The sequence below is a fragment of the Streptomyces xantholiticus genome, from assembly GCF_014651015.1.
GTDB classification, from domain to species: Bacteria; Actinomycetota; Actinomycetes; order Streptomycetales; family Streptomycetaceae; genus Streptomyces; species Streptomyces xantholiticus.
In genome coordinates, this window is the sequence record NZ_BMWB01000007.1 from 242,289 (window position 1) to 266,261 (window position 23,973).

The window sequence follows — 23,973 nt, forward strand, 5'->3', positions numbered from 1 at the left end:
GAGCGGTAGGTTCGGGGTGTGACCACAGAAGCACCCGCCGCCGGCCGTATCGTCCTGCTCACCGCCAGCCACCGTGTCGCGCCCGGACTGCTGTCCTGGCCCGCCTGGCAGACGCTGCACGCCGCGGACCGGGTGCTGTGCGCCGACGCGGCGCACCGGCAGCTGTCCTACCTGCGCGAGGCGGGCATCACCGTGGAGCACGCCGCGCCGGCCGCGCAGGAGCTCGTCGACTACTGCTCGGCGGGCGGCCGAACGGTCGTCCTCCTGGCCTCCGGCGAGGGCGACACGGCGCTCACCGACGGCCTGGCCCGCCTCGGCGGCTCCGGCCGGGTGCGGATGCCGGACCTGGAGCTGCTCCCCGGCGCCTACGACCTGCCGGGCGCGCGGCTGCTGGACCTCGTCGAGGTCATGGACCGGATCCGCCGCGAGTGCCCCTGGTCGTCGCAGCAGACCCACAAGGGGCTGGCCAAGTACGGCATCGAGGAGGCGTACGAGCTCGTCGAGGCCATCGAGGACGGCGACCGGGAGGAGCTGCGCGAGGAGCTCGGGGACGTGCTGCTCCAGGTCGTCTTCCACGCGCGCATCGCAGAGGAGGACGCGGAAGAGCCGTTCTCGGTCGACGACGTCGCGGCCACGATCGTCGAGAAGCTGATCCACCGGCACCCGCATGTCTTCGGTGAGGAGACGGCCTCGACGCCCGAGGAGGTCAAGGCGCACTGGCTGCGCACCAAGGCGGTCGAGAAGCAGCGCGAGTCGGTGACCGACGGTGTCCCGCTCGGCCAGCCGGGCCTCGCGCTGGCGGCGAAGCTGGCGTCCCGCGTCCGTACGGCCGGTCTCGGTGTGGAGCTCCCCGCCGGCCAGGGCATCGGCTACGAGCTGCTGGCGCTCGCCGTCCGCGCAGAGGCGGACGGCGTCGACCCGGAGGCGGCGCTGCGGGCCGCGGCCCGCGCGTACCGGGACGCGATCCGGGCGGCGGAGCAGGGCGGCGCGGCCGGTAACGTCGAGGGGTGAACGACCCGAGCACCGCGCCCGAACTCTTCACCTGGGAGTTCGCGACCGACCCGTACCCCGCCTACGCCTGGCTGCGCGAGCACTCGCCCGTGCACAGGACCCGACTGCCCAGCGGGGTCGAGGCGTGGCTGGTGACCCGTTACACGGACGCCCGGCAGGCGCTCGCCGACCAGCGGCTGTCGAAGAACCCGGCGCATCATGACGAACCCGCGCATGCCAAGGGGAAGACGGGCATTCCCGGCGAGCGCAAGGCAGAGCTGATGACGCATCTGCTGAACATCGACCCGCCGGACCACACCCGGCTGCGCCGGCTCGTCTCCAAGGCGTTCACGCCGCGGCGGGTGGCCGAGTTCGCGCCCCGGGTGCAGGAGCTGACGGACCGGCTCATCGACGCCTTCGTCGACAAGGGGGAGGCGGACCTGATCCACGAGTTCGCGTTCCCGCTCCCCATCTACGCCATCTGCGACATGCTCGGCGTCCCGCGCGAGGACCAGGACGACTTCCGTGACTGGGCGGGCATGATGATCCGTCATGGCGGGGGTCCGCGCGGCGGCGTCGCCCGCTCTGTGAAGAGGATGCGGGGATACCTGGCCGAGCTGATCCACCGCAAGCGGGAACAGCCGGGCGACGACCTCATCTCGGGCCTCATCAAGGCGTCCGACCACGGCGAGCACCTCACGGAGAACGAGGCCGCCGCGATGGCCTTCATCCTCCTCTTCGCCGGGTTCGAAACCACCGTCAACCTCATCGGCAACGGCGTGTACGCGTTGCTGCGCAATCCGGAGCAACGCGAGCGCCTGCAGGCCTCGCTCGCCGCAGGGGAACGGGGGCTGCTGGAGACGGGCGTCGAGGAACTGCTCCGCTACGACGGTCCGGTGGAGCTCGCGACGTGGCGGTTCGCCACCGAGGCGCTCACCGTCGGCGGGCAGCGGATCGCAGCCGGGGACCCCGTACTCGTCGTCCTCGCCGCCGCGGACCGAGACCCCGAACGCTTCGCCGACCCGGACGCGCTCGACCTGTCACGGAGCGACAACCAGCATCTGGGGTACGGCCACGGCATCCACTACTGCCTCGGCGCACCGCTGGCCCGGCTCGAGGGGCAGACCGCGCTGGCCACGCTGCTCCGCAGAGTGCCCGACCTGCGACTTGCGGAAGATCCAACCGATTTGCGGTGGCGTGGAGGGCTCATCATGCGTGGTTTGCGCACTCTGCCCGTTGCCTGGGGACCCGGGGGCGCCCCCGGGGGAATCAAGCCCGGCACGGCGCAAACCAACTGACGATGCATCAGATCTGTGACTTTCACGTGATCTGCGCTGCATCGACTTGTGACTTACGTTCGAATGCGGCTACGTTCACCGTCGACTCGGCAGGCATCAGCAGGCCGCAGGGTTAACAACTGTCACGCGAAAGGCAACCGCATGCTCTCCGGGAACGGACGACACCGCCGACCCCGCCAGGCTCCGGCCCTCATCGTCGCAGCAGGGGTGACCGGTTCGGCCATCGCCATCCCGCTGCTCGGCGCGGGCTCGGCGTCCGCGGCCGAAGCGAGCACCTGGGACCGCGTCGCGGAGTGCGAGAGCGGCGGAGCCTGGAGCGCCGACTTCGGCAACGGCTTCTACGGCGGACTGCAGTTCTCGCAGGAGACCTGGGCCGCCTACGGCGGCACCGCCTACGCACCGAGCGCCGACCTCGCGAGCCGATCGCAGCAGATAGCCGTGGCGGAGAAGGTGCTTGCCGCCGAAGGCCCGGATGCCTGGCCGGCGTGCGGCCCTCTCGCGGGACTGCAGGACGACGGCGCGGACACCGGCGTCGACCCCGGCATCCTGCCGCTGCCGCAGGGAAGTGACGCACCGGCCGACGGGGCGTCGCCGGACGCCTCGGAGACCTCCGGCGCCCTCGACCCGGCCGAGCCGACCGACGTCACCGGCAGTGGGGCCTCCGAGGACTCTTCGAGCGCTTCGGGTGAGTCCGGCGCATCGGGCGACGGTGACGCGTCCGAGCCGTCCGGTGACGCCACCGGACAGCCGGTCCCCGAGGGCGGCGACGCCGAAACGGCTCCCGCGGGCGATGCCGCCCCCTCCGACGACGCGACGTCCGGTACCGGCAAGCACCGCGGCGTGCCCGCCGATGACGAAGCCGAAACGGGCAATGCGGACGACGACCGCGAAACCGGTCGTCATGCCTCACGTGGTGACAGTTCAGGACGGGATGGTGTGGACGGGTCAACCGGCCCTGGCGCGTACACCGTTCAGCCCGGCGACAACCTGTGCGACATCGCCACCGCGCAGGAGGTCCCCGGCGGGTGGCCGGCCCTCTATGAGGCGAACGAGGAGACGGTCGGCGGCGACCCGGACCTCATCCTTCCCGGTCAGCGCCTCGATCTGGGCGCGGCGCAGGGCTAGTTCGCGAGGCGGTTCGCAGGCTTATGTCCGCTTCGTTCGAGTGAGACAAGGGTCTCTTTGCTGCAACTGGAGCAAATCGCCCGGCGAATTCGACCACTCCGCCCCTCACCTGCGAAAACGGACACTCATCGGTGGCCGGTTCGGGCGTTTTCTCCCCGATGTTCGACTTTGAACATCGGGGAGTCCTGTGTCTACGGTCTGAACCGCTCGCCATCGCGGGCACCGTCGACCGATACGCCGAATCCTGCCGTCGGTCGGGGGGAACAGTCGTCGCTCACAGCGCCGACGGCAGGAGCGGGGGACCCAAGGTAAGCGCCGGGACCGTCCGCCTCGATCGTGGAGATCGGCGGACCGGAACCGGCTGGGGGTGAAGCCCGCGCGTCACACCGACGTGCGGCCGGGCAACTCACGGGCCCGAACCCGACAGCTCACCTCGTAGGCGTCGGTGAGGAGAAGTTCCATGCTGCGTTCTTCCGGCAAGGCCAAGCACCGTCGCCCGTCGAAGGTCACCCGTCTCGTCGCGCTCGCCGGTGTCGCCGGTGCCGCCATCGCCGCTCCGGTTCTCGGTGCCACCTCCGCCTCCGCCGCCACTGCCTCCGAGTGGGACGCCGTCGCCCAGTGCGAGTCCGGCGGCAACTGGTCCATCAACACGGGCAACGGCTACTACGGCGGCCTGCAGTTCTCCGCCTCGACCTGGGCCGCGTACGGCGGCACCGCCTACGCCTCGACCGCCGACCAGGCGTCCAAGGCGCAGCAGATCGAGATAGCCGAGAAGGTCCTGGCCGGCCAGGGCAAGGGTGCCTGGCCGAGCTGCGGCGTCGGCCTGTCCGACGCCGCCTACGACGGCGGCTCCGCCGAGGCGGAGCCCGCCCAGCCGTCCCAGGAGCGCGCCGAGGTCCCCACCACGCGCTCCGAGCGCGCAGAGGCCCCGGCGAAGAAGGCCGAGAAGCCCGCCGCCGGCAAGCCCTTCAAGAAGGGCGACGGCGAGTACGAGGTCAAGGCCGGCGACACCCTGAGCAAGATCGCGGAGACCGAGAAGGTCAAGGGCGGCTGGGAGAAGCTGTTCGACCTCAACAAGGACATCCTCGAGGACGCCGACGTGATCCACCCGGGCCAGCAACTCCACCTGAGCTGACCCCCACCCGTTCGAAACGGGACCCGAGCACCCCGGTCCGGCGCGCCTTCCCCCGTACGCGCCGGGCCGGGGTTCGGTCCGTCCAGGGACCGTCGGCGGGGTCCGCGAATCGGTTACCGGCAGGTAGATACCGCCCGATTCGTCCCGCCCCAGGGGTCTTGATGCCCTTTTTCGTCCCAGGGGGCGGGCATCGGCCGGCCTTTGCGCCCGGTCCGGTTAGGCTCTTGCCGCAAGGCCAAGCAGACCTTTGCACTTTTCTCGCGTCACATCCCAGAAGGAGATGCTCGTGCCGTCCATCGACGTCGTCGTAGCCCGGGAAATCCTGGACTCCCGAGGTAACCCCACGGTCGAGGTCGAGGTTGGCCTCGACGACGGCAGCACGGGTCGTGCTGCAGTTCCGTCCGGCGCCTCCACCGGTGCGTTCGAGGCTCTCGAGCTCCGCGACGGTGACCAGAACCGCTACCAGGGCAAGGGCGTCGAGAAGGCCGTCCTCGCCGTCATCGAGCAGATCGGCCCGGAGCTCGTCGGCTACGACGCCACCGAGCAGCGCCTGATCGACCAGGCGATGTTCGACCTGGACGCCACCCCGGACAAGTCCTCCCTCGGCGCCAACGCCATCCTCGGCGTCTCCCTCGCCGTGGCGCACGCAGCCTCCGAGGCCTCCGACCTGCCGCTCTTCCGCTACCTGGGCGGCCCGAACGCGCACCTGCTGCCGGTTCCGATGATGAACATCCTGAACGGCGGCTCGCACGCCGACTCCAACGTGGACATCCAGGAGTTCATGATCGCGCCGATCGGCGCCGAGTCCTTCTCCGAGGCGCTGCGCTGGGGCACCGAGGTCTACCACACCCTCAAGAAGGTCCTGAAGCAGAAGGGGCTGTCCACCGGCCTCGGCGACGAGGGCGGCTTCGCGCCGAACCTCGACTCCAACCGTGCCGCCCTCGACCTCATCCTCGAGGCCATCAAGGAAGCCGGCTACGCGCCGGGCAAGGACATCGCGCTCGCGCTCGACGTCGCCGCGTCCGAGTTCTACAAGGACGGCTCGTACGAGTTCGAGGGCAAGTCCCGCTCGGCCGCCGAGATGACCGAGTACTACGAGGAGCTCGTCGCCTCCTACCCGCTGGTCTCCATCGAGGACCCGCTGTTCGAGGACGACTGGGCCGGCTGGCAGACCATCACGGAGAAGCTCGGCGCCAAGGTGCAGCTGGTGGGCGACGACCTGTTCGTCACCAACCCGGAGCGCCTGGCCCGTGGCATCGAGGAGGGCGCCGCCAACGCGCTGCTCGTCAAGGTCAACCAGATCGGCTCGCTGACCGAGACCCTCGACGCCGTCGAGCTCGCCCAGCGCAACGGCTTCAAGTGCATGATGTCCCACCGTTCCGGCGAGACCGAGGACGTCACCATCGCCGACCTGGCCGTCGCCACCAACTGCGGCCAGATCAAGACCGGTGCCCCGGCCCGCTCCGAGCGCGTCGCCAAGTACAACCAGCTGCTCCGCATCGAGGAGATCCTCGACGACGCGGCCGTGTACGCGGGCCGCAGCGCGTTCCCGCGCTTCAAGTACGAGGGCTGATCACCGGCTGACGCCCTGTCGCACGTACGTCCCCGGCCACGGTCCCGTACCGTGTCCGGGGACGTAGGCGTGTGAAGGGGAGGCGACAGGAATGGCGCGCAGGCCGGAAGCGGACCGGTTCTCCACCGCGACCAGGCTGCGGCTGCTCGGCGAGCAGACCGCCGAGCGCGTCTACCGCTCCCAGAACCGCCGCCAGGCCCGCCGCTCCCGGCTCACCGGTCGGGCGGCCTTCCTCGCCCTGGTCGTCTGCTCGCTCGTCGTGGCGCTGGCGTACCCGATGCGCCAGTACGTCTCCCAGCGGGCGGACATCGCCGAGCAGGAACGCCTGATGGACGAGGCGCGCGAGCAGGTCGATCAGCTCAGGGACGAGAAGGCGCGTCTCCAGGACGACATGTACGTCCGGCGGCTCGCCCGCGAGCACCTGCACTACGTGCTCCCGGGGGAGACCGGCTACACCATGATCGACCCCGAGGCCGCGGAGGCGCAGCGCGAAGAGGGCGGCGCGGCCGAACGGCCGTGGTACTCGAACGTATGGAACGGCGTGGACAGCGCCGACGGTCCGCAGCAGAAGTAAGTCAGCGAGCAAGGCAGGCATGGAAACTCCTCCTCCCACCACCGAGCCCACCGAGCCCACCGACGCGGACGTCGCCGCGTTCAAGGAGCAGCTCGGCCGGCCGCCGCGCGGTCTGCGCTCGATCGCGCACCGCTGCCCCTGCGGGCAGCCCGACGTCGTCGAGACCGCGCCGCGGCTCCCCGACGGGACCCCCTTCCCGACGCTGTACTACCTGACGTGTCCGCGGGCCGCCTCGGCGATCGGCACGCTGGAGGCGAACGGCGTCATGAAGGAGATGACCGACCGCCTGGCGGCCGACCCCGAACTCGCCGCCGCGTACCGGGCCGCCCACGAGGACTACATCGCGCGCCGTGACGCCATCGAGGTGCTGGAGGGCTTCCCCAGCGCCGGCGGCATGCCGGACCGCGTGAAGTGCCTGCACGTCCTGGTCGGCCACTCGCTGGCGGCCGGCCCCGGCGTCAACCCGCTGGGCGACGAGGCGATCGCGATGCTGCCGCAGTGGTGGGCGAAGGGTCCGTGCGTGACCCCGTGCGCCCAGGGAAAGGACGCCGAATGACCCGCGTCGCCGCCATCGACTGCGGCACCAACTCCATCCGCCTGCTGGTCGCGGACGTGGACCCCGCCACCGGCAAACTGGTCGACCTCGACCGTCGTATGACGATCGTCCGCCTCGGTCAGGACGTCGACCGCACCGGCCGGCTCGCCCCCGAGGCGCTGGAGCGGACGTTCGCCGCCTGCCGCGAATACGCCGCCGCCATCGAACAGCACGGTGCCCACCGCCTGCGCTTCGTCGCCACGTCCGCGTCCCGGGACGCCGAGAACCGGGACGAGTTCGTCGCCGGTGTCCTCGACATCCTCGGCGTCGAGCCCGAAGTGATCACCGGTGACCAGGAGGCCGAGTTCTCCTTCACCGGCGCCACGAACTCCCTCGACGGCCGTTCCGACCTCGGCAAGCCCTATCTCGTCGTCGACATCGGCGGCGGTTCCACCGAGTTCGTGGTCGGCGAGGAGCATGCCCGGGCCGCCCGGTCCGTCGACATCGGCTGCGTACGGATGACCGAGCGGCACGCGCCGGCCGGCCCGGCGACGCCGGAACAGATCGCCGCCATCACCGCGGACATCGAGGCGGCGCTCGACGACGTCGAGAAGACCGTGCCGATCAGGCAGGCGCACACCCTCGTCGGGCTCGCCGGCTCGGTGACGACGGTCGCCGGGATCGCGCTCGGCCTGGACGAGTACGACTCCGAGGCGATCCACCACTCGCGGATCTCCTACGAGCAGGTCGAGGAGGTCACCACCATGCTGCTGAACTCCACGCACGACGAGCGCGCCGCGATCGGCGTGATGCACCCCGGCCGCGTCGACGTGATCGCGGCCGGGGCGCTGGTGCTGCTGACGGTCATGCGACGCATCGGGGCCCGCGAGGTGGTCGTGAGCGAGCACGACATCCTCGACGGCATCGCCTTCAGCGTCGCCGACCAGGGCCAGGCCGGGGACTAGGACGCGGCCGCCGGCTCCGGGGCCGGGGTGAGCACGACGAATTCCGCCCCGGCCGGGTCGCTGCACACCGCGAGCCGGCCGACGCCCTCCGCGTCCTCGGGGCCCATCGAGACCGACCCGCCGTTCTCCCGTACGAGGGCGACCGTGGCGTCGCAGTCGGCGGAGCCGAAGACGGGGTGCCAGTACGGCCGTACATCCCCGGACGCGAACATGTCGGGGACCGCCATCACGCCGCCGAACATCCGCTCCGGCGGGCAGTCCTTGGGCGTCACCATCGTGTACGTGCCGCCGCCGCCCGGGAGCTCCATGTCCTGGCCGGTCCAGCCGAATACGGTGCGGTAGAACTCCTGCGCCGCCTGCGAGTCGGTGGTGTAGAGCTCGACCCAGCCGAGGCTGCCGGGCCCGTCGGCGGCCTGGATGCCGGGGTAGCTGCCGGGCTGCCAGAGCGCGAACTGGGCGCCCTGCGCATCGGTGACCTGGGCGAACCGGCCCTCTTCCGACACCTCGGACGGCGGGGTGCGGACGGAGCCGCCGGCCTGCTCGACGGCCTTGACGCTCGCCTCGATGTCCGGGGTGTGGAAGTAGATCATCCAGGCCGAGCGGGCGCCCTCCTCGGTGAGCTGCCCGACCGCGCCCACCACCTTGCCGTCGAGACGGAAGGACTTGTAGGTGCTCATCTCCGGGTCGAAGGCCTGGGCCTCCCAGCCGAACACGGCGCCGTAGAAGGTCGCCGCCGCGTCCACGTCGGGGGCGCCCAGGTCGATCCAGGCGGGGGAGCCGGGGACGAAGTCAGTGGTGATCACACGCTTCCCTTTCTCCATGATTCACCCGGTTCTGTCCGGGGTTCTGTGGATCTGTGAGGTGTTGCGTTCAGCCTGGCACCACGCGTGGGCCCAGGCCCGTCGACCCGCGGTGCGGTTCACCACGACGGTTCGCCGCGAGATGCATGGCGAGGTCCGTGCCTGGTTGTGCCGAGGTCCGGCCGCATCGGGCTGGTCCGTCACGAGGTCCGTCCCGAGGATCAACGCCGACGGTCCGCTACGGCATCGGCCCCGAGTGCTCCGGCACGCTGTCGATCACATGCTCGCGCCCCCACGCGCCCAGCGGCTCCAGCGCCGCGTTGAGCGTCGCGCCGCGCGGTGTGAGGGAGTACTCGACGCGCGGCGGAACTTCGTCGTACTCCTCGCGGTGCACGATGCCGTCCGCCTCCAGCTCCCTCAGGTGCGAGGCGAGGACCTTCTCCGTCACGCCCGGCAGCAGTCGGCGCAGCTCGCCGAAACGGCACGCCTGCTCGGCGAGCGCCCAGAGGATCAGTACCTTCCACTTCCCGCTGATCACGTCCATCGCCGCGTCGATCCCGCAGTGGTACGCCCCCGGCCTGCGCGTGGTCGCCATGTGCCGGCCCTCCTGCCTGCTCGCTCACCCCCGGGTAACCACCCACTCGAAAGTGCGTACTTGATGGTCCCGGGGCCCGGGACAAGGCTAAACGGCATGACTGACAACACCGTTGGAAAACGTCCCCTGTCCGTTCTCGGGCTCGGCGCCATGGGTGCCGCTCTGGCCTTCGCCTGGCTCGCCGCCGGTCATCCGGTCACCGTCTGGAACCGCACACCCGCACGGGCCGAGCCGCTCGCGGCGGCGGGTGCGTCGGTCGCCGCCTCCGCCGCGGAGGCCGTGGCGGCGAACGCACTGGTGGTGCTCTGCCTGCTCGACGACGACTCCGTCGGCGAGGCGCTCGCGGAGGCGGACCTGTCCGGCAAGGACCTGGTGAACCTCACGACCGGCAGTCCCGCCGACGCCCGGGCCCGCGCCGAATGGGCGCGGGAGCGTGGGGCGCGTCTGCTGGACGGCGGCATCATGGCCGTACCGCCGATGATCGGAGTCCCCGAGACCGGGGGCTATGTCTTCTACAGCGGCTCCCGCGACCTCTTCGACACCCACCGGGACACCCTCGCGGTGCCTTCCGGCACGAGGTACGTGGGGGAGGACCCCGGCTTCGCGGCGCTGCACGACGTGGCGCTGCTCAGCGCGATGACCGGAATGTTCGCCGGGGTGCACCACGCCTTCGCGCTGATTCGCAAGGAGGACATCGCGCCGAAGGGGTTCGCCGCGCTGCTCGCGGACTGGCTGGTCGCCATGGCGTCCATGGTGCACACGACCGGGGACCGGCTGGAGAGCGGGGACCGCACGACGGGCGTCGTGTCCAACCTCGCCATGATGGTCGCCGGAGACGCCACGTTGCTGCGCACCGCGGAAGAGCAGGGCGTCAGCCCCGAACTGCTGACCCCCTACATGGCGCTGATGGCGCGGCATCTCCAGGACGGGCACGGCGAAGAGGACGGCACCGGCGCGATCGACCTGCTGGTCCGGTGAGCCGTTGGCCGGTGGCCCCGACGAGCGCCCGGTCCGGCCGGCGGTGCGGTGGGCCCGGGGCAGTCCGGCTTCCCCCTTCCCCCGGGCGTGCGGAAGGCCCGGGACAGGACGGTCGAGCCGGGTTGCTCACCGACCCGGCCGGCCGTGCGCAGCCGGATCGGGGACCCGGACGCGCTGCGCCGGGGACTGCGCGCGGCCGGAGCGCGGGATCGCGCCCGGCGCGACCGCGGGTGCGAAGGGGGCAGGGCTTTGCCCGCCGACCGGGCCGCTCCGAGCGGACGCCGGGCCGTCCGCCGACCGCTCTCGTCGCCGGGACCGGGGGTGCCCGGAAGCCGCTCGCGGAGGGGGCGCGGGCGGCCCGGACGGGCCTCTTGGACCGGCCCGGCGGCCCCTCGCGAGAAACTTCGTGAAGTTCTTCACAAGGAAAAGCGTCCCGATGCGGCCGCCGGAACCCCGATAGCCCGCCCGCGCCCGCTTGTTGGGATCGGAACCGGCACATTCGAAGGTGTACGGACACGTCGGCCCCCAGAGCGAAAGGGGCGGTGGTCCGGTTGCCCATACGCCCTACGGGCCAGTTCAGAGGGCTGATCGACGCATCCCGGGGTGGCGCCGTTCCCCGTCGAGGCCATGACCTCGGTCACGTGGGCGGGGCAGTGTAACAGAGAGGGCGGAAGTGCTTGTGAAGGGGCTCACGAGCACCCCCTCCGAGGGGGGTGGATACTCGATGGCATGAGCACCACGGAGCGTCCCAGGATCCTCGTTGTAGGCGGTGGGTACGTAGGCCTGTACGCGGCTCGGCGCATTCTCAAGAAGATGCGCTACGGCGAGGCGACCGTCACGGTCGTCGACCCGCGGTCGTACATGACGTACCAGCCCTTCCTCCCCGAAGCTGCCGCCGGCAGCATCTCGCCTCGGCATGTCGTCGTCCCGCTGCGACGCGTGCTGCCCAAGGCAGAGGTTCTCACCGGTCGGGTCACGACCATCGACCAGGACCGCAAGGTCGCGACGATCTCGCCGCTCGTCGGCGAGGCGTACGAGCTGCCCTTCGACTACCTGGTGATCGCGCTCGGCGCGATCTCCCGCACCTTCCCGATCCCCGGCCTCGCCGAGCAGGGCATCGGTATGAAGGGCATCGAAGAGGCCATCGGTCTGCGCAACCACGTCCTCGAGCAGCTCGACAAGGCCGACTCGACGACCGACGAGGACGTCCGCCGCAAGGCGCTCACCTTCGTCTTCGTCGGCGGCGGCTTCGCCGGCGCCGAGACCATAGGCGAGGTCGAGGACCTGGCCCGCGACGCGGCCAAGTACTACAGCAACGTGAAGCGCGAGGACATGCGCTTCATCCTGGTCGACGCCGCCGACAAGATCCTTCCCGAGGTCGGCCCGAAGCTGGGCAAGTACGGCAAGGAGCACCTCGAGGGTCGTGGGGTCGAGGTCTACCTCTCCACCTCCATGGACTCGTGCGTGGACGGTCACGTGGTGCTGAAGAACGGCCTCGAGGTCGACTCGAACACCATCGTGTGGACGGCCGGCGTGAAGCCGAACCCGGCGCTCGCCCGCTACGGCCTGCCGCTGGGCCCGCGCGGCCACGTCGACTGCACCGAGACCCTCCAGGTCACGGGCAGCGACTACATCTGGGCCGCCGGCGACAACGCCCAGGTCCCGGACATGGCCGCCCGCAAGGCCGGCGTCGAGAACGCCTGGTGCCCGCCGAACGCCCAGCACGCGCTGCGCCAGGCCAGGGTCCTCGGCGACAACGTCATCTCCGGGATGCGCGGCTTCCCGCAGAAGACCTACGAGCACGCGAACAAGGGTGCGGTCGCCGGACTCGGCCTGCACAAGGGTGTCGCGATGATCGTCCTGGGCAAGGTGAAGATCAAGCTCAAGGGCCGGCTGGCCTGGTACATGCACCGCGGCTACCACGGCATGGCCATGCCGACCTGGAACCGCAAGATCCGTGTGCTCGCCGACTGGACGCTGGCGGTGTTCCTGAAGCGCGAGGTCGTCTCCCTCGGTGCGATGGAGACCCCGCGCGAGGAGTTCTACGAGGCGGCCAAGCCCGCTCCGGCCGCCGCCAAGCCGGAGGCCGAGAAGGCCAAGGCCTCCTAGCGGTACCCCCGCCCTTTGAAGGGGCCGCCCGCCATCCGTGGTGCGGGCGGCCCCTTCGCCGTCCCCCTGCGCCCGCGTCCGGCGCGCGCCTCCGCACCGCGACGTCCCCGTGCGCCCGCATGCGGCGCCGCGCCGCCGCTCCGTGGCCCACGCCCCCGCACCGCGACGCCCCCGTATGCCCCCGTACGCCCCCGTGCGGCGCCGCGGCGCCGGGCCGCCGGATCGCCGACGCCGCCGGCCCGACCAGGGCTCCCCCGGGGCGTGACCTGACTCCGACCAGGTGTCATCCGTGGCCGAATTGCCTGTGCGTTGCGTAGTGCGGGGAAGCACACACGGTGGTCGCATTGTTGAAGGAACTGCACCGTGCAAGCCCGCCGGCGCGGGGTTGCCGGGCGTTCGCGGGAACCACCGTCACGGAGGTGTGCGCCATGGCCGATGCCGCGCTGCGGCTGACCACTCTTGCCGAGGAGCTGCTGGGAGCCCCGCTCCCCGTACGCATCCGCGCCTGGGACGGCAGCGAGTCCGGACCCCCGGGCGTGCCCACCCTCGTGGTACGCCACCGGCGCGCCCTGCGGCGGCTGTTGTGGCGGCCGGGCGAGCTGGGGCTTGCGCGGGCCTGGGTCGCCGGGGAGATCGACATCGACGGCGATCTGTACGAGACGCTGGATCTGCTCGCCGGGCTCGTCTGGGAACGCGGCTCCGACCAGAAGACCGCCGTTCACCCGGTACGCGACCCGCGGCTGCGGGCCGCCGCCCGCGGCCTGCTGAAGCTGGGCGGGGCCCTGCCGCCCCCGCCCCCGCCCGCCGAGGAGGTGCGCCGCCGCACCGGCCCGCTGCACACCAGGCGGCGCGACAAGGAGGCCATCAGCCACCACTACGACGTCGGCAACGACTTCTACGAGCTCGTGCTCGGGCCGTCCATGGTCTACTCGTGCGCCTACTGGGACGACGCCGGCACCCTGGAGGACGCCCAGCGCGACAAGCTCGACCTGGTCTGCCGCAAGCTCGGGCTGAGGGCGGGCGACCGGCTGCTCGACGTGGGCTGCGGCTGGGGCTCCATGGCCATGCACGCGGCCCGTGAGTACGGCGCCCGGGTCACGGGCGTGACTCTCTCCCGGGAACAGGCCGTCTACGCTCGTAAGCGCATCGCGGACGAGGGCCTCACGGACCGCATCGAGATCCGGGTCCAGGACTACCGCGACGTCAGGGACGGCCCGTACGACGCCGTTTCGTCCATCGGGATGGCCGAGCACGTGGGGCGTGTCCGCTACCGCGAGTACGCCGGCCAGCTGTTCTCCCTCCTCGTGCCCGGCGGCCGGCTGCTCAACCACCAGATCGCCCGCCGCCCCGAGAAGGACGAATCCGCCTACCGCATCGACGAGTTCATCGACCGGTACGTCTTCCCCGACGGCGAGCTCGCGCCCCTGGGCCGTACCGTCGCCACCCTGGAGGACGCGGGCTTCGAGGTCCGCGACGTCCAGGCCATCCGCGAGCACTACGCCCGCACCCTGCGCGCCTGGGTCGCCAACCTGGAGCGCGCCTGGCCGCAGGCCGCGCGGCTCACCTCCGTCGGACGAGCCCGGGTCTGGCGGCTCTACATGGCCGCCTCCGCGGTCTCCTTCGAGCGCAACAGGATCGGCGTCAACCAGATCCTCGCCGTGAAGACCCCGGATGGCGGCAGCTCGGGAGTGCTGCTGCGGACCCGCGACTGGCGCTGAACGCGGAACGCCGAAGGCCCCCTGTGGTGTGTACGGCAGACACCACAGGGGGCCTTCGGCGGAGTCTCTACTCCGTCTTGATCGCCGTCAGCATGTTCAGCTTCGCCGCGCTCCGCGCCGGCCACAGCGCGGCCAGCACGCCGACCACACCGGCCAGCAGCAGGAAGATCCCGATCCGGTCCCACGGCATGACCAGCACGTAGCCGGGGATCTCCTTGCGGATCGTCTCGCCGATCGCCCAGGCGAGGAACGAGCCGAGGCCGATGCCGATCACCGCGCCGAAGACCGAGATCACCACAGCCTCCAGCCGAATCATCCGCTTCACCTTGCCGCGGTCCAGGCCGATCGCCCGCAGCATGCCGATCTCCTGCTGACGCTCGAAGACGGACATCGCCAGGGTGTTGATGACCCCGAGCACCGCGATGATCAGGGCCATCGCCAGCAGTCCGTACATGATGTTCAGCGCCGTGTTGATGAATCCGCCGAACATGTTCCGGATGTCCTGCTGGTCCATGATGCTCATCGCCGGGTTGTCGCCCAGGGCGTCGACCAGCGCCTGCTCGTTCGCCTCTGTCGCGCCGTCGTCCATCTTCACCCAGATCTCCGGGATGTACGGCTTGGGCTCGTACGGGGCGACGACGTCGGTGGCGACCAGGATCGGCGACAGGAACTCGTTGCCCTTGTAGACGGCGCCGACCGTCAGGTTCTTGGTCTCCTTCCTGCCCTCCTGGCCGAACTCGGCGGGCAGCGTGTCACCGGTCTTCCAGCCGTTCGACTCGGCGGTGTCGTCGTCGACCGCGATCTGCCCCTTGCCGAGCGTGGCGAGCGAGCCGGAGACCGTCTCCAGGTCGAAGACCTTCTCCACGTCGCCCGGGGTGACCGCGGACGCCGAGTGCCACTCTCCCTTGATCTCCATGGACGAGGCCTGCTGCGGGGAGACGGCGCTGATGCCCTTCGCCTTCTCGATCGCGTCGAGCGCCGACTTGTCCAGCGCGCCGCCGCCGGCCATCGAGACCATGTAGTCGGCCCTGATGTTGTCGGTGGTCATCCGGTCCACTGCCCGGCCCATCGTGGCGCCGAGCACCGAGATCCCGGTGACCAGGGTGAGCCCGATCGCCAGCGCGGAGGCGGTGGCACCCGTACGGCGCGGGTTGCGCACCGCGTTCTGCCCGGCGAGCTTGCCGGACACCCCGAAGGCGCCCTTCAACAGCGGCCGCACCAGCGCGATCACCGGCCGGGAAAGCAGCGGGATCAGGACGATGACGCCGACCAGCGCCAGGAATGCGCCGCCCCCGATGATCATGCGCCCGTCGGAGCCCGCCGCCGCACCGGCGACGATCGCGGCCGCGCCGAGCAGGGTGAGCACACCGCCGATGGTGTTCCGCAGCACCAGCGACTTGGTGGTCGCCACCGCGTGCACGCTGCTCATCGCCGCCACCGGCGGGATCTTCGCGGCCCGGCGGGCGGGCAGCCACGCCGCCAGCACCGTGATGAGCACACCGACGGCAAGGGCGGCTGCCACGGCGGTGGGGGAGACGACGAGCGGTCCCGCGGGCACCTTCGCGCCGAAGGTGCTCATCGCCGACCGCAGGCCCGTCGCAAGCCCCAGGCCGAGCAGGAAGCCGACCACCGACGCGACCGCCCCGACGACCAGCGCCTCGAGGATCACGGAGCGCTTGACCTGGCGGCGGGAGGCGCCGACGGCACGCAACAGCGCCAGTTCCCTGGTGCGCTGGGCGACCAGCATGGTGAAGGTGTTGGCGATCAGGAAGACGCCGACGAAGAGGGCGATGGCCGCGAACGCCAGCAGCATCGTGTTCATGTTCGACAGACCGCTCTCGATCTGCCGTGCCTGGTCATCCGCCAGCTCCTTGCCGGTCTGCGCCTCGGAGTCCTTGGGCAGCAGCGGCTCGAGGGAGGTGAGGATCTTCGTGTCGGAGGCGCCGGGCTCGGCGGTCACGGTGACGTCGGAGAAATAGCCGGGCTGCAGGTACAGCTTCTGGGCCACGTCGGTGTCGAAGAGGACCAGGCTGCCGCCCGCGTTGACCGCGCCGTCCTCGGTGGTGAAGACACCGGCGAGGGCGTACTCCTTCACCGGGCCGTTGGTGGCCACCCGCACGGTGTCACCGACCTTGTACTCGCCCTTGTCGGCGGAGTCCTTGTCGAGGGCGATCTCGCCGTCCTCGCGCGGTCCGTCGCCGTCGGTGAACGTGTACGCGGCGTCCTTGCCGTCCTTGCCGGGGGCGAAGTTCGCGCCGGTGTTGGACCAGCCGTTGCCGATGAGCTTGCCGTCCCGGTCGGCGACGCCGGCGAAGCCGGAGACCCGGCCGGTGGCACCGGCCACCCCGTCGACGCCCCGGATCTTCTGCAGGGTCTTCTCGTCGATCCCTGCGTCCTTCTCGCTTCCCGTCTGGTCGATGTAGGTCGTCACGGCGACCGCGACGTCGTCGTAGCTCTTCGCCGACTGGTTGCGGTAGGCGTTGCCGAGGGTGTCGGTGAAGACCAGGGTGCCGGAGACGAAGGCCACGCCGAGCATCACGGCGAGCACGGTCATCAGCAGCCTGGCCTTGTGCGCAAGCACATTGCGCAAGGCGGTACGGAACATGTGGGTGTCCTGGAAGTGGGCGTCGGGGCGCGACGGCCGGCCCTTTGGGCCGGCCGTGGCCGACGGGAAGAAGATCTGGGAGGGGGCGCGGGGCGAAGTCGCCCCGGCGCGCGTCAGCTCGTACGGCCCTTGGCGTCGAAGGCCTTCATACGGTCGAGGACGCCGTCCGCGGACGGGTTGTGCATCTCGTCGACGATCGCGCCGTCCGCCAGGAAGATCACCCGGTCGGCGTAGGAGGCGGCCACCGGGTCGTGCGTCACCATGACCACGGTCTGACCGAGCTCGCGCACCGAGTTGCGCAGGAAGCCGAGGACCTCGGCGCCCGAGCGGGAGTCCAGGTTGCCGGTCGGCTCGTCACCGAAGATGATCTCCGGCCGGGACGCCAGGGCGCGGGCGACTGCCACGCGCTGCTGCTGGCCGCCGGAGAGCTGCGTCGGCCGGTGACTGAGCCGGTCCCGCAGGCCCACCATGTCGATGACCCGCTGCAGCCACTCCTGGTCGGGCTTGCGGCCGGCGATGTCCATCGGGAGTGTGATGTTCTCCTGCGCGGTCAGGGTCGGCAGCAGGTTGAACGCCTGGAAGATGAAGCCGATCTTGTCGCGGCGCAGTTGCGTGAGCTGCTTGTCCTTCAGGCTGCCGAGCTCGGTGTCGCCGATGCGTACGGAGCCGGAGCTGAAGCTGTCCAGACCGGCGACGCAGTGCATCAGCGTCGACTTGCCGGAGCCGGACGGGCCCATGATCGCGGTGAACTCGGCCTGCCGGAAGTCGACGCTCACATGGTCCAGCGCGACCACCTGGGTCTCGCCCTGTCCGTACACCTTGGACAGATCCGTGGCGCGGGCCGCCACTGCGGTGGCGCGGTGAGCGATGGGGGTGGTGGTCACGAGAAGAGCTCCTGTCGGGACGGTGCCGCGGGGACGACACCATCCTGTCGGCGCCGGCGCCGCGGATCGTCAGCCCCGGTGCCCGTTCCGGGGGCCCTCTCGGGTCGGACCGTACGGCACGTTCCTCCTCCTTTGGGATGACGATGTCCCTGAGGGTCCATGGGGGCCGAAGGAGGGCGCTTTTCCGTCAATCCCAGGTGCGTGAGGCAGTGCCCCCGGGCGGTACGAGGAGGGTGCGAATACCCTGTTACCTGGCCTGACACACCCTCAGGAGCCTTTGGTACCAGTCAAGATCGGGCCATCGGCCCGCCTGCGGAGCGGCCCGCACCGATAGGGTCGTGAGCCGACGCGGAGCCCTCGCGCCACGCCCGGGTGGTGGAATGCAGACACGGCGAGCTTAAACCTCGCTGCCCCTCGGGGCGTGCCGGTTCAAGTCCGGCTCCGGGCACTCGCTGCCCATCCCCTGTCGGGACACGGCTGAGGGCTCCCGCCGCCCGACGGCGGCAGGAGCCCCTCGGTCCGTGAGCACCCGTCAGGCGGCCCTGGCGCACCGGGGCCGTGCCCATGTACGTCCCCCCTTCAGCGCGCCGACGGTGACGTCGACGGTGCCGGAACGCCGCGCCTCGGGAGCGCTCACGTCGACCCTCTGGGTCGCCGAGGCGCCGGCTTCGTGGGCGCGGGTGCGGCCGTCGTCCTCGTGGACGGTGAAGGACGAGCGGCCCTCGGGATGGATGTCGAGGTCGAGCCGGCCCGCGTCCTTGCCCTGCTTCCAGTCCGTGGCCCCCTCGGGGAACATCGGCACGACCGCGCCCGCCCGGCCGAACAGCGGCAGCGTGTCCAGCAGGGCCCGGTAGCCGTCGATCGTCTGCCTGCCCTCGTGGGCCCGGCCGGTCCAGTGGTCGGCCCAGTGGCCCTCGGGCAGGTGGATGCCGTCGCGGACGGCGCTGTCCTCGTGGACGGGGGCGAGCCACGGTGTACGCGTCGCCGTTCGCCTCGAAGCCGGTGATGTCACCGAGCCTCTCGACCGCGGAGGCGTCGTCCGCGGGTGGGGCGGCGCCTGCGGTCGTCATGGACGCCCCCATGAGGACGGTCGCCGGGACCGGGACGCAGAGTCCGGCTCGCCGGTGGTTCATGAACATGCTCCGGGAGTAGGCGGAGGGGCCGCTGCGCATACGAGCCCGGTGCCCGCACGCGGGTCAACGCGCACGACGGACATTGCTGCTTGGATCCATGCCGGAAGGTGCAGAGAAAATCAACCGTTCGGAGGGGTGGTGGCCGACCCCGCAACCCCGCTGTGCTGCTGCTGTCACTGCAGGTGTGCATGCCGAAGTGGCAACGATCTCGGAAAGATCCTCCCCGAGCACTAGGCCGATCCCTTTGCTTCCGCATTACTCTTGACTCCTAGTGCCGCGCACGGTGGCCAAGGAGGAGTGAGATGAGGAGCAGCAACCCGGTCTTCTCGCGACGGGGTTTCAGCCGCGACAACGGCTACGCCGGCTTCAACGCGCAGCAGCCGCAGGCCGGGGGCCCCGCCGTAGGAACCAACCCCTACGCCCAGGGCGCCGGCAACCCTTACGTGACCAACCCCTACGCCCCGGCGGACACGCAGTACGGCGCCCCCGCGCCGGTCCGTACGGATGTCATGACGATGGACGACGTCGTCACGCGCACCGCCATGACTCTGGGCACCGTGATTGTCGGTGCGGTCCTCGCCTGGGCCGTTCTGCCGGTGTCGCCGAGCAGCTACGGGATCGCCATCGGCTCGGCCCTGGTGGCGTTCGTCCTCGCGATCGTCCAGTCCTTCAAGCGGACGCCGTCGCCCGCGCTGATCCTGAGCTACGCGGCCTTCGAGGGCATCTTCCTCGGCGTGATCAGCGAGATGTACAACAGCCGGTGGGACGGTGCACCGTTCCAGGCGGTGATCGGCACCATGGCCGTCACCGGCGCCATGCTGTTCGTGTACAAGCAGCGCTGGATCCGGGTCACCGCGCGGTACGCCCGCATCGGCATGACCATCGCGCTCGCCTTCATCGCCGTGATGATGGTGAACCTGCTGCTGGTCGTCTTCGGCGTCGCCGAAGACGGCGGTCTGCGCAGCTTCGGCCCGATCGGCGCGATCGTCGGCATCCTCGCCATCCTGATCGGCTGCTTCTTCCTCACCTTGAACTTCAAGGAGATCGAGGACGGCATCAGCTACGGTGCGCCGCGTCAGGAGTCCTGGCTGGCCGCCTTCGGACTGACCGTGACGCTGGTCTGGATCTACCTGGAGATGCTGCGTCTGGTGGCGATCTTCAGCGGCGACGACTAGTCGGCCCCGCCGCCCGGCCCCCGCGGCCGGGTGACAGCCGCACGAAGGGCCCGCAGGCACTGCCTGCGGGCCCTTCCGTCGTGTGCGGCACCTGAGGCGTCTAGAGCAGCTTGCGCGCGGCGCGCCTCAGGTCGTACTCGTGGATGATCGCTTTCGCATGGCCGTAGGCGAGATTGTGTTCGCCTCGGAGCCAGCTGACCTTCTCCTCGAAGTTGAAGAGAGACGGCCCTTCCTCGACGGTGCGGAGCCAGTCGGAGATGGCACGACCGGTGCACTCGGGGATTCGGGAGAGCAGATTTCGGTGGGTCTCTTCGGAGAAGACTTGGGACATCGGCGCCTCCGGACGCATTGCGCGTGTGCTCTTCACGCCACCGTGCCTGAGCCTTGGCGTATTGGCAACAGTCCGGGGCGGGCGCGTAGGGTCGCGGGGTGCTTGATACGACGGAACTGACCGCTGCCGCGGAGCGCTTCGCGGACCGTCTGCGGGCCGCGCCGCAGAGCCGGCTGCAGAGGGGTGCGGCGGAGGAGGGGCTGGCTCTGGCCAGGGAACTGTCCGCCATGGCCCAGCGGGCTGAGGAGCCGGGCCGGCAGCCGAGAACGATGCCGGACTCGGGGGTCTTCGTGGTCGCGGACCAGGTATTGGTTGCCGCGAACGATTTGGCCGAAGCGTTTCGTTCGGTGCCCGTCTCGCCACACGCGGTTGACGAGGCCGTTGCGCTGGTGAGGGCGGCGGCCGAGAGGTCGGGGCTGTAGAGGTCCCTCAGGGCATCCGCGCGCCCGGGAGGGTCAGTGGGAGGCGATCACGCGGTCAGCGAGGATGTACACGCTCTCCTCGCCGCAGGAGAACGTCAGCGCGTACGCGCCGGAGACGCCGGACCCGCCCAGCAGCACCGGGGCGTCGCCCGCGCGCAGCGCGTCCGCGAGGCGTTCGGCGGTCTCGCGGTGGCCCGGGGTCATGCACAGGGTCGTACCGTCGGCGAAGACGTACACGTCCAGTGTGCCCAGCGGGCCGGGACGGACGTCCGCCAGCTCGGTGCCCGTCTCGGCCAGCTCCTCGAGCTTGGACACGGTGCGCTCGTGGTCGGTGACGACCGGCGTCTGGACCGGCACGAAATCGGGGTGCGAGGGGTGGCGGCGGCGGGCCGCGGCCAGTTCGGGGGAGTCCTCGGCGAACTCGGTCACCTCGGGCAGGTCGGCCATGTCGTCGAGCGCGTCGAGCCCGTCGATGGCGTCCAGGTCCATCGACTCCAGGCCCACGAGGTCGGCCTGGCGCGGGACGTAGAACGGCGGGAAGTCGTCACCGGCACCGGACAGGCCGCCCAGCGCGGACGCGGACCCCTCGCCGGCGTAGCGCGCGGAGGCGTCCGCGGCGTCGCGTGCCTCCTGCGCGGCCCAGAAGGCCCGAGCCTCGGCCAGTTCGCGCTCCCGCTCCTCGGCGAGCGCCTCGGCGACGGCCGCGCGTATCTCGGCGGCGTCACCGCTGCGGGCCTGCGGAATGGCGGCGGTACGGGCGGGCCCGGACGACGCGGCGAGCTCGGTGCGCAGGGCCGTGACCTGCTTACGGAGCCCGTGGGCGGCGTGCAGGGCAGCGGCGCCCACGGCCGTGGCGGCGGCCGTGGTCAGCAGCAGGGCAAGAGACATGGCGCTCACTGACGTACTCCCGGTTTCAATCGGATCCCCCCGACTTCTACATCAGCTTGCGATGAACCCGCGCCCCCTGTCAGTGCATTACGTCACGAATTGGACAGGACTTTGGGTCCGGTGTTTAGCAGTGGGGTGGCTGTGACCTGCGTAAAGAGGTCTCCCCCAGGAGGTAGGTCACATCCTGGGGGAGATTCAGTCACGAACTGAGATCCGACGCGGGCGTCCGGCTCGGATCGGCACGGTCCAACTCGGCGTCGGGGCAGCTGAGCCGCTCGGCTCTGTCGGTCGCGGTCCGCTTCGCCACCGCTGCGGGCAGGTGCCGCCCTCGTTCCTCGGGCGACCCCTACCCTCCGCTCCGGCTCAGCTGAGCCGCTCGATGACCATCGCCATGCCCTGGCCGCCGCCCACGCACATCGTCTCCAGACCGAACTGCTTGTCGTGGAACTGGAGGCTGTTGATCAGCGTGCCGGTGATCCGCGCGCCGGTCATGCCGAAGGGGTGGCCCACCGCGATCGCGCCGCCGTTGACGTTGACCTTGTCCAGGTCGAAGCCGAGCTCGCGGTACGAGGGGATGACCTGCGCGGCGAACGCCTCGTTGATCTCGACCAGGTCGATGTCCGAGGCGGTCAGACCGGCGCGCTGCAGCGCCTGCTTGGACGCCTCGACCGGGCCGAGGCCCATGATCTCCGGGGAGAGGCCCGTGACGCCGGTGGACACGATCCGGGCGAGCGGGGTCAGCCCGAGCTCGCGGGCCTTGGTGTCGCTCATGATGACGAGCGCGGCGGCGCCGTCGTTCAGCGGGCAGCAGTTGGCGGCGCTGACGAGGCCGTCGGGGCGGAAGACAGGCTTGAGGCCCTGCACGGCCTCGAGGGTGACGCCGGCGCGCGGGCCGTCGTCCTTGCTGACGACGGTGCCGTCAGGGGTCGTCACCGGGGTGATCTCGCGCTCCCAGAAGCCGTTCTTGATGGCTTCCTCGGCGAGGTTCTGCGACCGGACGCCGAACTCGTCCATGTCCTGGCGGGTGATGCCCTTGATGCGCGCCAGATTCTCCGCGGTCTGCCCCATGGCGATGTACGCGTCCGGGACGAGGCCGTCCTCACGCGGGTCGTGCCAGGTGGAGCCCTCGGACTCGGCAACGGCGGCGGTACGTGCCTCGGCCTCGGCGAAGAACGGGTTGTGCGTGTCCGGCAGGCTGTCGGAGTTGCCCTTCACGAACCTCGACACCGTCTCGACGCCCGCGGAGATGAAGACGTCGCCCTCGCCTGCCTTGATGGCGTGCAGCGCCATGCGGGAGGTCTGGAGGGAGGAGGAGCAGTAGCGGGTGACGGTACAGCCGGGGAGGTGGTCCATCCCCATCTGGACGGCCACGATGCGGCCCAGGTTGTTGCCCTGCTCGCCACCGGGCAGGCCGCAGCCGAGCATCAGGTCGTCGATGTCACGCGGGTCGAGCTCGGGCACCTTGGCGAGCGCGGCCTTGATGATCTCGGCGGTCAGATCGTCGGGACGGACATCCTTGAGCGAGCCCTTGAAGGCCCGGCCGATCGGGGAACGGGCGGCAGAGACGATCACGGCTTCGGGCATCACGGCTCCATGAGGGAAGGAAGGCGGAAGGAAGGGCTGTTGGGAAGTTACCCCGACGTACAGCTTGGGTCACTGTGCGGATGCTGTGATGCGGGCCTCTTTTCTAAGCGGGCGCTTGCTTACGTCTGTGACCGGTGGCTTCTTCCCCACCGCGCCCCTTCCGGAAACGGGGGCAGGCTCGGCCCCTTGACGTGGGCGCCGCCCCCCTCCCGCACCTAACCTGCCGACGGGCCGGGGTGTGCCGGTCGTGTCGGTGCTCTGCCCCGAGCCCCGCGCCTCAATCGCCGGCGAGGCTCCGAACAGCGGCACCCCCGTTATGTTTTCCGCGGTCCTGCAAGAGGGCCGCTGGCCTCCGGGCCCGGCATGACTTTTGCCCCCTGTCGAACGGATGACCTGGGGGGTGGTGTCACCGGGCCCGAGAGGTGCCGTCGGAGACGCTGATGAGAGGTCCGACCACCGCCTGGCCGGGCGCAATGCCCAGCCATCCGCGGGCGGCAGGTCTGCATAACGTGGATGCGCGAGAACGGCCCGATGCCCAGGCCAGCACGTAACGAAC

The 23,973-nt window shown here is 70.6% G+C and carries 21 protein-coding genes, 1 tRNA gene and 1 riboswitch; of the genes, 14 read left to right on the top strand and 8 right to left on the bottom strand.

The window, feature by feature from the left end; genetic code table 11:
* The first annotated feature begins 18 nt into the window (after window positions 1-18).
* The 8 genes from IE198_RS14505 to IE198_RS14540 all read left to right on the top strand — a co-directional run bounded on the left by IE198_RS14505 (window position 19) and on the right by IE198_RS14540 (window position 8,195).
* The gene (locus IE198_RS14505; RefSeq protein WP_189886487.1) at window positions 19-1,011 is read left to right on the top strand and encodes a nucleoside triphosphate pyrophosphohydrolase; all 993 of its coding nucleotides are present in this window, start codon (window positions 19-21) and stop codon (window positions 1,009-1,011) included.
* Entirely contained in the window at window positions 1,008-2,288 is a 1,281-nt protein-coding gene (locus tag IE198_RS14510; RefSeq protein WP_189886488.1) for a cytochrome P450 family protein, read from the top strand. Before IE198_RS14505 ends, IE198_RS14510 begins: the two co-directional genes overlap by 4 nt.
* Before the next feature lie 207 nt (window positions 2,289-2,495).
* Window positions 2,496-3,413 (top strand): transglycosylase family protein, encoded by a 918-nt coding sequence (locus tag IE198_RS14515; RefSeq protein WP_308426807.1) that lies wholly within the window; start codon window positions 2,496-2,498, stop codon window positions 3,411-3,413.
* 270 nt (window positions 3,414-3,683) lie between these two features.
* Window positions 3,684-3,870, top strand: a riboswitch (cyclic di-AMP (ydaO/yuaA leader).
* Between the two features lie 3 nt (window positions 3,871-3,873).
* Window positions 3,874-4,548 carry a LysM peptidoglycan-binding domain-containing protein gene (locus IE198_RS14520; RefSeq protein WP_308426808.1) on the top strand — a complete coding sequence of 225 codons (675 nt, stop codon included), beginning with the start codon at window positions 3,874-3,876 and terminating at the stop codon, window positions 4,546-4,548.
* A 280-nt stretch (window positions 4,549-4,828) separates the two neighbouring features.
* Window positions 4,829-6,121, top strand: a complete 1,293-nt coding sequence (gene eno / locus IE198_RS14525) for a phosphopyruvate hydratase (protein WP_100107495.1) — start codon at window positions 4,829-4,831, stop codon at window positions 6,119-6,121.
* Window positions 6,122-6,212: 91 nt separating this feature from the next.
* Window positions 6,213-6,695 (top strand): FtsB family cell division protein, encoded by a 483-nt coding sequence (locus tag IE198_RS14530; protein ID WP_189886492.1) that lies wholly within the window; start codon window positions 6,213-6,215, stop codon window positions 6,693-6,695.
* A gap of 19 nt (window positions 6,696-6,714) precedes the next feature.
* Window positions 6,715-7,251: a DUF501 domain-containing protein gene (locus IE198_RS14535; protein WP_189886494.1), complete on the top strand. Its 537-nt coding sequence runs from the start codon at window positions 6,715-6,717 to the stop codon at window positions 7,249-7,251.
* The gene (locus IE198_RS14540; RefSeq protein WP_189886496.1) at window positions 7,248-8,195 is read left to right on the top strand and encodes a Ppx/GppA phosphatase family protein; all 948 of its coding nucleotides are present in this window, start codon (window positions 7,248-7,250) and stop codon (window positions 8,193-8,195) included. The genes IE198_RS14535 and IE198_RS14540 overlap by 4 nt, the downstream gene beginning before the upstream one ends.
* On the opposite strand, the gene IE198_RS14545 is transcribed toward IE198_RS14540, so the two are convergent.
* Both IE198_RS14545 and IE198_RS14550 read right to left on the bottom strand, forming a co-directional pair.
* Window positions 8,192-8,998 carry a VOC family protein gene (locus IE198_RS14545; protein ID WP_189886499.1) on the bottom strand — a complete coding sequence of 269 codons (807 nt, stop codon included), beginning with the start codon at window positions 8,996-8,998 and terminating at the stop codon, window positions 8,192-8,194. The genes IE198_RS14540 and IE198_RS14545 overlap by 4 nt on opposite strands.
* A 235-nt stretch (window positions 8,999-9,233) precedes the next feature.
* On the bottom strand, window positions 9,234-9,590 hold the full coding sequence (locus IE198_RS14550) for a winged helix-turn-helix transcriptional regulator (protein ID WP_189886501.1): 357 nt from the start codon (window positions 9,588-9,590) through the stop codon (window positions 9,234-9,236).
* 96 nt (window positions 9,591-9,686) lie between these two features.
* On the opposite strand from IE198_RS14550, the gene IE198_RS14555 reads away from it, so the two are divergent.
* The 3 genes from IE198_RS14555 (at window position 9,687) to IE198_RS14565 (ending at window position 14,395) form a co-directional block, all read left to right on the top strand.
* A complete protein-coding gene (locus IE198_RS14555; protein ID WP_189886503.1) occupies window positions 9,687-10,568 on the top strand; it encodes an NAD(P)-dependent oxidoreductase in 882 nt (293 codons plus the stop codon).
* 729 nt (window positions 10,569-11,297) lie between these two features.
* Window positions 11,298-12,677, top strand: coding sequence for an NAD(P)/FAD-dependent oxidoreductase (locus IE198_RS14560; protein ID WP_189886505.1), 1,380 nt, complete (start codon window positions 11,298-11,300; stop codon window positions 12,675-12,677).
* 428 nt (window positions 12,678-13,105) lie between these two features.
* A complete protein-coding gene (locus tag IE198_RS14565; RefSeq protein WP_189886507.1) occupies window positions 13,106-14,395 on the top strand; it encodes a class I SAM-dependent methyltransferase in 1,290 nt (429 codons plus the stop codon).
* 67 nt (window positions 14,396-14,462) lie between these two features.
* On the opposite strand, the gene IE198_RS14570 is transcribed toward IE198_RS14565, so the two are convergent.
* The gene (locus tag IE198_RS14570) at window positions 14,463-17,000 is read right to left on the bottom strand and encodes an ABC transporter permease (protein ID WP_189886509.1); all 2,538 of its coding nucleotides are present in this window, start codon (window positions 16,998-17,000) and stop codon (window positions 14,463-14,465) included.
* A gap of 113 nt (window positions 17,001-17,113) precedes the next feature.
* Entirely contained in the window at window positions 17,114-17,884 is a 771-nt protein-coding gene (locus IE198_RS14575) for an ABC transporter ATP-binding protein (RefSeq protein ID WP_100107486.1), read from the bottom strand.
* 366 nt (window positions 17,885-18,250) lie between these two features.
* On the opposite strand from IE198_RS14575, the gene IE198_RS14580 reads away from it, so the two are divergent.
* A tRNA-Leu gene (locus IE198_RS14580) sits at window positions 18,251-18,332 on the top strand.
* An 84-nt stretch (window positions 18,333-18,416) separates the two neighbouring features.
* On the opposite strand, the gene IE198_RS14585 is transcribed toward IE198_RS14580, so the two are convergent.
* Window positions 18,417-18,896, bottom strand: a complete 480-nt coding sequence (locus tag IE198_RS14585; protein ID WP_189886511.1) for a DUF5110 domain-containing protein — start codon at window positions 18,894-18,896, stop codon at window positions 18,417-18,419.
* A 423-nt stretch (window positions 18,897-19,319) separates the two neighbouring features.
* On the opposite strand from IE198_RS14585, the gene IE198_RS14590 reads away from it, so the two are divergent.
* Window positions 19,320-20,192: a Bax inhibitor-1/YccA family protein gene (locus tag IE198_RS14590; protein WP_189886513.1), complete on the top strand. Its 873-nt coding sequence runs from the start codon at window positions 19,320-19,322 to the stop codon at window positions 20,190-20,192.
* A gap of 100 nt (window positions 20,193-20,292) precedes the next feature.
* On the opposite strand, the gene IE198_RS14595 is transcribed toward IE198_RS14590, so the two are convergent.
* Window positions 20,293-20,523, bottom strand: coding sequence for a DUF4287 domain-containing protein (locus tag IE198_RS14595; RefSeq protein WP_100107483.1), 231 nt, complete (start codon window positions 20,521-20,523; stop codon window positions 20,293-20,295).
* A 98-nt stretch (window positions 20,524-20,621) separates the two neighbouring features.
* Here IE198_RS14595 and IE198_RS14600 point away from each other — a divergent pair, with 98 nt between their 5' ends.
* Window positions 20,622-20,945, top strand: coding sequence for a hypothetical protein (locus tag IE198_RS14600; RefSeq protein ID WP_189886514.1), 324 nt, complete (start codon window positions 20,622-20,624; stop codon window positions 20,943-20,945).
* A gap of 33 nt (window positions 20,946-20,978) precedes the next feature.
* On the opposite strand, the gene IE198_RS14605 is transcribed toward IE198_RS14600, so the two are convergent.
* The gene (locus IE198_RS14605; RefSeq protein ID WP_189886554.1) at window positions 20,979-21,833 is read right to left on the bottom strand and encodes a hypothetical protein; all 855 of its coding nucleotides are present in this window, start codon (window positions 21,831-21,833) and stop codon (window positions 20,979-20,981) included.
* Window positions 21,834-22,196: 363 nt separating this feature from the next.
* Entirely contained in the window at window positions 22,197-23,417 is a 1,221-nt protein-coding gene (locus IE198_RS14610; protein ID WP_189886516.1) for an acetyl-CoA C-acetyltransferase, read from the bottom strand.
* Window positions 23,418-23,973 lie beyond the last annotated feature (556 nt).

What these genes read in the sequence shown, in the direction of transcription:
- IE198_RS14520 (WP_308426808.1), top strand. Translation starts at nt 3,874, where the DNA reads ATGCTGCGTTCTTCCGGCAAGGCCAAGCACCGTCGCCCGTCGAAGGTC.
- eno (WP_100107495.1), top strand. Translation starts at nt 4,829, where the DNA reads ATGCTCGTGCCGTCCATCGACGTCGTCGTAGCCCGGGAAATCCTGGAC.
- IE198_RS14530 (WP_189886492.1), top strand. Translation starts at nt 6,213, where the DNA reads ATGGCGCGCAGGCCGGAAGCGGACCGGTTCTCCACCGCGACCAGGCTG.
- IE198_RS14535 (WP_189886494.1), top strand. Translation starts at nt 6,715, where the DNA reads ATGGAAACTCCTCCTCCCACCACCGAGCCCACCGAGCCCACCGACGCG.
- IE198_RS14540 (WP_189886496.1), top strand. Translation starts at nt 7,248, where the DNA reads ATGACCCGCGTCGCCGCCATCGACTGCGGCACCAACTCCATCCGCCTG.
- IE198_RS14550 (WP_189886501.1), bottom strand. Translation starts at nt 9,590, where the DNA reads ATGGCGACCACGCGCAGGCCGGGGGCGTACCACTGCGGGATCGACGCG.
- IE198_RS14555 (WP_189886503.1), top strand. Translation starts at nt 9,687, where the DNA reads ATGACTGACAACACCGTTGGAAAACGTCCCCTGTCCGTTCTCGGGCTC.
- IE198_RS14560 (WP_189886505.1), top strand. Translation starts at nt 11,298, where the DNA reads ATGAGCACCACGGAGCGTCCCAGGATCCTCGTTGTAGGCGGTGGGTAC.
- IE198_RS14565 (WP_189886507.1), top strand. Translation starts at nt 13,106, where the DNA reads ATGGCCGATGCCGCGCTGCGGCTGACCACTCTTGCCGAGGAGCTGCTG.
- IE198_RS14570 (WP_189886509.1), bottom strand. Translation starts at nt 17,000, where the DNA reads ATGTTCCGTACCGCCTTGCGCAATGTGCTTGCGCACAAGGCCAGGCTG.
- IE198_RS14590 (WP_189886513.1), top strand. Translation starts at nt 19,320, where the DNA reads ATGAGGAGCAGCAACCCGGTCTTCTCGCGACGGGGTTTCAGCCGCGAC.
- IE198_RS14595 (WP_100107483.1), bottom strand. Translation starts at nt 20,523, where the DNA reads ATGTCCCAAGTCTTCTCCGAAGAGACCCACCGAAATCTGCTCTCCCGA.
- IE198_RS14605 (WP_189886554.1), bottom strand. Translation starts at nt 21,833, where the DNA reads ATGTCTCTTGCCCTGCTGCTGACCACGGCCGCCGCCACGGCCGTGGGC.
- IE198_RS14610 (WP_189886516.1), bottom strand. Translation starts at nt 23,417, where the DNA reads ATGCCCGAAGCCGTGATCGTCTCTGCCGCCCGTTCCCCGATCGGCCGG.